Origin of the sequence: Bradyrhizobium sp. (assembly GCF_027307225.1) — a bacterium.
In the GTDB taxonomy this organism is placed as follows: Bacteria; Pseudomonadota; Alphaproteobacteria; order Rhizobiales; family Xanthobacteraceae; genus Bradyrhizobium.
In genome coordinates this window covers 1-8,065 of record NZ_DAHUXJ010000055.1, presented here as the reverse complement: position 1 = coordinate 8,065, position 8,065 = coordinate 1, and the positions used below count along the sequence as shown (strand labels likewise).

Sequence of the window (8,065 nt, the reverse complement as noted above, 5' to 3'; positions counted from 1 at the left end):
CTGCGCGGTGGAAAACCCCTTCATGCCTTTTTCGATGATGAAGGCCGTGATGCCGCGCGGCCCCGCCGTAGGATCGGTCTTGGCATAGACGACCAGCGTCTCGGCAACGGGGCCGTTGGTGATCCACATCTTGGAGCCGTTGAGCACATAGCGGTCGCCCTTCTTCTCGGCCCGCGTCGCCATCGACACCACGTCGGAGCCCGAGCCCGGCTCGGACATCGCGAGCGCCCCGACATGGTCGCCGGAAATCAGTTTCGGCAAGTATTTCTTCTTCTGCTCGTCAGTGCCGTTGCGGCGGAGCTGGTTGACGCAGAGATTCGAATGCGCGCCGTAGGACAGGCCGACCGCAGCCGAGGCGCGCGAGATCTCCTCCATCGCCACGCAATGTTCGAGATAGCCTAAGCCCGAGCCGCCATATTCTTCCTCGACGGTGATGCCGTGCAGCCCGAGCGCGCCGAGCTTGGGCCAGAGGTCGATCGGAAACTGATTCGTCTTGTCGATCTCGGCGGCGCGCGGCGCAATTTCATTGCTGGAAAAATCGTGAACCGTCTCGCGCAGCGCATCCGCGGTCTCGCCGAGATCGAAATTGAACATCCGGTATGCGTTGGGAATCATGGGCGGCCTCCGGGCGAGGTTTCTGGTGGTGGAGTTTGGGATTTGACATTCGCTTTATCAGCTTCGGGCCAGGCGGGTAGCGAATGTCAAATCCACTCCACCACTGCCTTAATCCCTTGAATTGGACTTGTCACGGACGGCAACAAGGCCGGCCAATGGCGAGGCGCGTGGCATGCCATGGCGGCCTCGCCAACCCGCCAAAACTCTCTTGCTCTTGCACCTCCAAGGGGATGTAATTTGGCCCGGAAGTCACCACCTCCCGAACCAACGGCAGGGGCACCTCGTGGAGCGGATTTGACATTCGCTAGGACCACGCCTCAGGGAAGAACGGCCATGAACATCCAGACATCGCCCGGGATGAACAGACAGGAGCTGATGCGCGCCGCGCGTGAGGCCGCCTATTCCATGCCGCTGGAGGATTTTCACCCGGGCGCGCCGCAACTGTTCCGCAACGATACGCTGTGGCCCTATTTCGAGCGGCTGCGCAAGGAAGCGCCGGTGCACTACTGCACCAAGGCGCCGATCGAGCCCTATTGGTCCATCACCCGCTACAACGACATCATGCATGTCGATACCAACCACGGCGTCTTCTCGTCGGACGTTTCGCTGGGCGGAATTTCGATTCGGGACGTCCCGCCCGGCTATGACTGGCCGAGCTTCATCGCCATGGACCAGCCCCGACATTCGGCGCAGCGCAAGACCGTGCAACCGATGTTCACGCCGACGCACCTGGACGAGCTCGCGATCCTGATCCGGCAGCGCACCGCGCGCGTGCTGGATTCGCTGCCGCGCAACGAGACCTTCAATTTCGTCGACCTGGTCTCGATCGAACTCACCACGCAGATGCTGGCGACGCTGTTCGATTTTCCGTTCGAGGAGCGGCGCAAGCTGACGCGCTGGTCAGACGTCTCGACCGCCCTGCCGAAAGGCGGCGTCGTTGAGTCGGCCGAGCAGCGCCGCGCCGAGATGGACGAATGCGCCGCCTATTTCTCCAAGCTATGGAACGAGCGCGTCAACGCCGAACCGACAAACGACCTGATCTCGATGATGGCGCACAACGAAGCCACGCGTTACATGGATCCCGACAATCTCATGGGGAACATCATCCTCCTGATCGTCGGCGGCAACGACACCACCCGCAACACCATGAGCGGATCGGTGCTCGCGCTCAACGAACATCCGGACGAGTACAAGAAGCTTCGCGAAAATCCTGATCTGATCGACACCATGGTGCCGGAAGTCATCCGCTGGCAGACGCCGCTCGCCCATATGCGGCGCACCGCACTCGTCGATACCGAACTTGGCGGCAAGACAATCCGCAAGGGCGACCGCGTCGTGATGTGGTACGTCTCCGGCAACCGCGACGAGGAAGTGATCGACAGGCCGAACGAGTTCATCATCGATCGCGCGCGGCCGAAGATCCATCTGTCGTTCGGCTTCGGCATCCACCGTTGCGTCGGCATGCGGCTCGCCGAGCTGCAACTGAAGATCGTCTGGCAGGAAATCCTCAAGCGCTTCGAGCGGATCGAGGTGGTCGGCGAACCGAAGCGGGTCTATTCCAGCTTCGTGCGCGGCATCGAGTACCTGCCGGTGCGCATACCTGCCTAGACCATTTGATCGAGGGCCTCTACAATATTGAAAATCGCGCGGGCTTGCAGCGATTGAGGCCGGCGACATCCAAAAGGTGCCCGGCTTTTCGCACGCCCTCTTGATCCCTCCCCCGCGGAACGCGTGGGGAGGGTGGCCGGCGCAGAGCGCCGGGCGGGTGGGGTATTTACCATGGAGATAGCCCTTACCAAATGAGAATGCTCGCGCACTTCGTAAACGGCTCACGCCGCAAGAAGTGAAATTGTGGGTCAAACTGCGTGAACTCAAACCGCTTGGCTTTCATTTTCGGAGGCAGGCGCCAATCGGACGCTATATCGTCGATTTTGCCTCATTAAGAGCGCGGATTGTGATCGAAGTCGATGGAGGCCAGCACGCGATGCAGGCGGGCACTCGGTCAGATAGCGAGCGCGACAGGTTTCTTCGATCCCAGGACTTCCGCGTTCTGCGATTCTGGAATTCAGACGTCGATCAAAACTTAAGCGGCGTGATGGAAAGAATAGCGCTCGCGCTAAATGCCCCCACCCCGATCGGCTAACGCCGATCGACCCTCCCCACTGCTCGCTTGCGCTCGCGGGGGAGGGATTATCCCGGGTATAGTTTACGTCGTCCCTACCGAAGACGGGTATGCAGACGATCCGGTCTGCTGCAATCGGGGTTGCCATGGCCGACATCTTCGGCAAAAACAATGGTACCAGAAGCATTCGCGCGCCCTCATGCGGTCACGCCCGTCGACTTACAGACCGAGTTCCGATGTCATCTTTAGACGACCACGACGACCATACCGACATCCGCGACGCCGTAGCCAAGCTCTGCGCGCAATTTCCAGGCGAATACTGGCGCAAGCTCGACCGCGAAATGGCCTACCCGAAGGCTTTCGTCGACGCCCTCACCGAGTCCGGCTATCTCTCGGTGCTGATCCCGGAGGAATTTGGCGGCGCAGGCCTGAAGCTCTCGGCCGCGACCGCGATCCTGGAAGAGATTCACAAGAACGGCTGCAATGCCGGCGCGTGCCACGCCCAGATGTACACCATGGGCACCGTGCTGCGGCACGGCAGCGAGGCGCAGAAGGCAAAATGGCTGCCGAAGGTCGCGACCGGCGAATTGCGCTTGCAGGCCTTCGGCGTCACCGAACCTTCCAGCGGCACCGACACGTCCTCGCTGAAGACCTTTGCCCGGCGCGAGGGCAACGACAGTTATGTCGTCAACGGCCAGAAGATCTGGACCAGCCGCGCCGAATATTCCGACCTGATGATCCTGCTCGCGCGCACCACGCCGAAGGAGCAGGCGAAAAAGCGCACTGACGGGCTTTCAGTGTTCATCGTCGACATGCGGGAGGCCAAGAAGGCCGGGCTGTCGATCCGCCCGATCCGCACCATGATGAACCACTCCACGACCGAAGTGTTCTTCACCGACATGAAAGTGCCGGCGGAAAACCTGATCGGCGAGGAAGGCAAGGGATTCCGCTACATCCTCTCCGGCATGAATACCGAGCGTATTTTGATTGCATCCGAATGCATCGGCGACGCCAAGTGGTTCATCGAGAAGGCCTCGACCTACGCCAGGGATCGCGCGGTGTTCGGCCGCCCAATCGGCCAGAACCAGGGAATTCAGTTTCCCATCGCCAAAGCCTACGCCGCGATGCGCGCCGCCGAATTGATGGTGAAGGAAGCGACCCGCAAATACGAAGCCGGGCTCGACTGCGGCACTGAGGCCAACATGGCCAAGATGCTGGCGGCGGATGCCTCCTGGGAAGCGGCGAATGCCTGCGTGCAGACCCATGGCGGCTTTGGCTTCGCCGAGGAATATGACGTCGAGCGCAAGTTCCGCGAGACGCGGCTCTATCAAGTGGCGCCGATCTCGACCAACCTCGTTCTGTCTTTCATCGCCGAGCATGTGCTCGGCATGCCGCGTTCCTACTGAGGGCTTTGAGCCATGCTGCCGCTTGAGGGGATCACCGTCGTCGCCGTCGAACAGGCGGTTGCCGCGCCATTCTGCTCGTCGCGGCTCGCGGATGCCGGCGCCCATGTCATCAAGGTGGAACGGCCGGAGGGCGATTTCGCCCGCGGCTATGATGCCGCCGCCAAGGGCCAGAGCAGCTATTTCGTCTGGCTCAACCGCGGCAAGGATTCGGCGATCGTCGACCTCGCGACCAACGAGGGCCGCGCCGAACTGGAGCGGCTGATATCAGGCGCCGACGTGCTGTTGCAGAATCTCAAGCCCGGCTCGATGGACAAGCTCGGCTTCTCGCTCGACCGGCTGAAAAAGGATTATCCGCGTCTCGTCTGCTGCACCATATCAGGCTATGGCGATGAAGGGCCCTACGCACACCGCAAGGCCTATGATCTCCTGATCCAGGCCGAAAGCGGGCTCGCCTCGATCACGGGCGGTCCGGAAGGCCCCTCGCGGGTAGGGCTTTCGATTGTCGATATCGCGACCGGCGCCACCGCGCATGCCTCGATCCTGGAGGCGCTGATCGCGCGCTCGCGCACCGGCAAGGGCGCCGATATCCGCATCTCGATGTTCGATGTGATGGCGGACTGGATGAGCGTGCCGCTGATCAATTCGGAAGCCGGCCAGCCGCCCAAGCGCATCGGCCTCGCCCATCCCTCGATCGCGCCCTATGGCGTGTTCCGCTCCAGCGACGGCAAGGACATCCTGATCTCGATCCAGAGCGAGCGCGAGTGGAAAAAGCTCTGCGCCGAGGTGCTCGGGCAACCGGAGCTACCGAACGATCCGCGCCTTTCCAACATGGTCGAGCGCGTCAAGAACCGCCCGCTGACCGACGGCATCGTCGGCGACAGTTTTGGTTCGGTGACGCGCGACGAGCTTCTCAAGCGCCTGGCCGATGCCGACATCGCCTTCGCCGAGGTCAACACCATGGACGATCTGGCGCAGCATCCGCATCTGCGGCGGATCGAGGTGGCGACGCCAAAGGGCGTCGTGAGCTATCCGGCGCCGGCCGCGATCTTCGTCGGCGAGCCGCGCCAATACGGGCCAGTGCCAGCAGTTGGCGAGCAGCCGGCGTCGCAAGGAAAAGATTCCGCGCGGAAGGTGTCATGACCGAAAAGCCCGACCTCGATCATTTGCGGCAATGGATCGGCCGCAGCACCGAAGCCTCTGACATCGTCACCGCGCAGCTGGTGAAGAGCCTGCGCGCGACGCTGTTTCTTCCCGTTGGCGAACCCAAGACCGGCGACACAGCGCCCTTCACCGTGCACTGGTGCCTGGCGCCGGCAGTGGTGCCGGCTTCCGAACTCGGCCCCGATGGCCACCCCTCACGCGGAGGCTTCCTGCCGCCGGTGCCGCTGCCGCGGCGGATGTGGGCGGGCGGCGAACTCGAATTCTTCGATACCTTGCGCGTCGGTGACGAGGTGAAGCGTGTCTCGCGCATCAAGGACGTCAATTTGAAGAGCGGCTCGACCGGTCAGCTGTGTTTCGTTTCGGTGGATCACGAACTGACCACGCCGCGCGGGGTCGCCATCCGCGAGCGGCATGACATTGTCTATCGCGATGTCACGACCGGATCCCCTGGTCCCGCGAAACCTGCCGGAGCAGCGCCGGCGGCAAAACACCGCGAGACGCACTTCGCCGATCCCGTACTGCTGTTCCGTTACTCGGCGCTGACCTTCAACGGACATCGCATCCACTACGACCGCGACTACGTGACCAAAGTCGAGGGCTATCCCGGCCTGATCTTCCACGGACCGATGCAGGCGGCGCTGCAGATCGAATTCGCCGCGAAGGTGCATGGGCGCGTGCCGAAGAAATTCGCCTATCGCGGCCTGCAGCCGCTGTTCGAGGGCTCGGAGTTCTCGGTCAACGCGAGCGAAGTGGACGCCGGCCTGGAAACCTGGACCGCGAACACGCAAGGCCAGCCCACCATGAAGGGCACCGCGACGTGGTGAGGCCCCTGCAGCAACGGCCCTCTTCGTCATGCCCGGCCTTGTGCCGGGCATCCACGTCTTACCGTTCGCTCGACAAGAAAGACTTGGATGGCCGGGTCAAGCCCGGCCATGACGCACAGGCGGAGCATTAGCCTTGCCCCGCAAGCCAACCAAAACCTCGAACGCCCCCCTCACCGTCAAGCAGGCGACCTTCGACCTGCTCCGAGCGTTCGGCATCAGACACGTGTTCGGCAATCCCGGCTCGACCGAATTGCCATTCCTCAGCGACTGGCCCGACGACATCGACTACGTGCTGGCCTTGCAGGAAGCCTCCGTCATCGGCATGGCTGATGGTTATGCGCAGGCGACCCGCAACGCCGGCTTCGTCAATCTGCATTCGGCGGCCGGCGTCGGCAACGCGCTCGGCAACATCTTTACCGCACATCGCAACCAGACCCCGCTCGTGATCACCGCGGGCCAGCAGGCGCGCTCGATCCTTCCCTGGCAGCCGTTTCTGTTTGCCGAGCGGGCGTCGGAATTCCCGCGGCCCTACGTGAAATTCTCGGTCGAGCCGGCGCGCGCCGAAGACGTGCCAGTCGCGATCGCGCGTGCCTATTACGTCGCGATGCAGCCGCCCTGTGGACCGACCTTCGTCTCGGTGCCGATCGACGACTGGACGAAGCCCGCACAAGCAATCGAGGCGCGCGACGTGACCCGGGAACTCAGCCCCGATCCCGACGCCATCAAGGGGTTGGCCAACGCACTGGCGACGAGTGAACGGCCCGCGTTTGTCGTCGGCCCAGCGGTCGATCGCGCGCAGGCTGTCGATCTGATGGTGCGGCTCGCGGAGAAGACCCGCGCGTCGGTCTGGGTCAGTCCATTCTCGGCGCGGTGCAGTTTCCCGGAACGCCATCGGCAATTTGCGGGTTTCCTGCATGCTTCCCCCGGTCAGCTCTCGGAAGCCTTACGCCCGCATGATCTCGTTGTCGTGATCGGCGCGCCGGTCTTCACTTTTCATGTCGAAGGCCATGCCGCGATCTTCGACGGCGCGACAACCCTGTTCCAGATCACCGACGATGCCGAAGCCGCCGCCGTGACGCCGGTCGGCACCAGCATCATCGCCACCATGAAACCCGCGCTGGCCGCTCTGATCGAGATGACGGGCGAAACGAAGCGCGCGGTGCCGAAAGGGCGTGTGTTGCCGACCGCGCCCGCTGCTGCTGACCCCATCCCCGCGGCATTCCTTCTGCATAGCCTTGGCTTGGCGATGCCCGGCGACGCCGTGCTGGTGGAAGAAGCGCCTTCGCACCGTCCGGCGATGCAGAATTTCATGCCGATGGCGGGCGCGGACAGTTTTTACACCATGGCAAGTGGCGGGTTGGGCCACAGCCTGCCGGCCGCCGTCGGCATTGCGTTCGGCCGACCGAACGTCCGCACCGTCTGCCTCGTCGGGGATGGGTCGGCGATGTACTCGATCCAGGCGCTGTGGACAGCGGCGCAGCGCAGGCTGCCGCTGACGGTGATCGTCATCAACAACCAGGGCTACGGCGCGATGCGCGCGTTCAGCCAGGTGATGCAGGTGCGCGACGTGCCCGGCCTCGACATGCCCGGCCTCGATTTTGTGAAGATCGCCGAAGGCATGGGCTGCGACGCCATGCGCGTGACGAAGTCGTCGGAACTGGCGGGCGCGCTGAAGCGCGCGCTCTCTTACAACGGGACGAGCCTCGTCGAGGTGATGGTCGATTCCGCCGTGCCGGTGCTGTACGAGCGGAAGGGTTAGGTGTCGCCGCACTCTCTTTCGTCATGGCCGGGCTTGACCCACGACCGTCCGGCACGATTTCTGCTTGAGAAAGTGCACGGCATTGATTCTGCTTGGGTTCAGTTGGTTGCGAATCATCTGGACAGGAAGAGGATCAACGCCGTGCAGCATCAGAATATCGTTTTTCATGGCCTGCTGA

General features: G+C 62.9%; 6 protein-coding genes and 1 pseudogene. 6 read left to right on the top strand and 1 reads right to left on the bottom strand.

The window, feature by feature from the left end:
* The coding region (locus tag M6D32_RS09535) for an acyl-CoA dehydrogenase family protein (protein WP_298255651.1) at positions 1-615 on the bottom strand (615 nt) is incomplete at its 3' end.
* Positions 616-948: 333 nt separating this feature from the next.
* Here M6D32_RS09535 and M6D32_RS09530 point away from each other — a divergent pair.
* The 6 genes and pseudogenes from M6D32_RS09530 (at position 949) to mdlC (ending at position 7,887) form a co-directional block, all read left to right on the top strand.
* Entirely contained in the window at positions 949-2,223 is a 1,275-nt protein-coding gene (locus tag M6D32_RS09530; RefSeq protein ID WP_298255650.1) for a cytochrome P450, read from the top strand.
* A gap of 205 nt (positions 2,224-2,428) precedes the next feature.
* Positions 2,429-2,758, top strand: a pseudogene (locus M6D32_RS09525) (DUF559 domain-containing protein); the annotation flags it as partial.
* 215 nt (positions 2,759-2,973) lie between these two features.
* Positions 2,974-4,143, top strand: coding sequence for an acyl-CoA dehydrogenase family protein (locus tag M6D32_RS09520; RefSeq protein WP_298255649.1), 1,170 nt, complete (start codon positions 2,974-2,976; stop codon positions 4,141-4,143).
* Positions 4,144-4,155: 12 nt separating this feature from the next.
* Entirely contained in the window at positions 4,156-5,283 is a 1,128-nt protein-coding gene (locus M6D32_RS09515) for a CaiB/BaiF CoA-transferase family protein (RefSeq protein WP_298255648.1), read from the top strand.
* Positions 5,280-6,128 carry a MaoC family dehydratase N-terminal domain-containing protein gene (locus M6D32_RS09510; protein WP_298255647.1) on the top strand — a complete coding sequence of 283 codons (849 nt, stop codon included), beginning with the start codon at positions 5,280-5,282 and terminating at the stop codon, positions 6,126-6,128. Before M6D32_RS09515 ends, M6D32_RS09510 begins: the two co-directional genes overlap by 4 nt.
* 133 nt (positions 6,129-6,261) lie before the next feature.
* Positions 6,262-7,887: a benzoylformate decarboxylase gene (gene mdlC / locus M6D32_RS09505; RefSeq protein WP_298255646.1), complete on the top strand. Its 1,626-nt coding sequence runs from the start codon at positions 6,262-6,264 to the stop codon at positions 7,885-7,887.
* The last annotated feature ends 178 nt before the right edge of the window (positions 7,888-8,065 follow it).

Bases quoted from the DNA above. Each gene is read 5' to 3' on its own strand.
- M6D32_RS09530 (WP_298255650.1), top strand. From the start codon at position 949: ATGAACATCCAGACATCGCCCGGGATGAACAGACAGGAGCTGATGCGC.
- M6D32_RS09510 (WP_298255647.1), top strand. From the start codon at position 5,280: ATGACCGAAAAGCCCGACCTCGATCATTTGCGGCAATGGATCGGCCGC.
- M6D32_RS09520 (WP_298255649.1), top strand. From the start codon at position 2,974: ATGTCATCTTTAGACGACCACGACGACCATACCGACATCCGCGACGCC.
- M6D32_RS09515 (WP_298255648.1), top strand. From the start codon at position 4,156: ATGCTGCCGCTTGAGGGGATCACCGTCGTCGCCGTCGAACAGGCGGTT.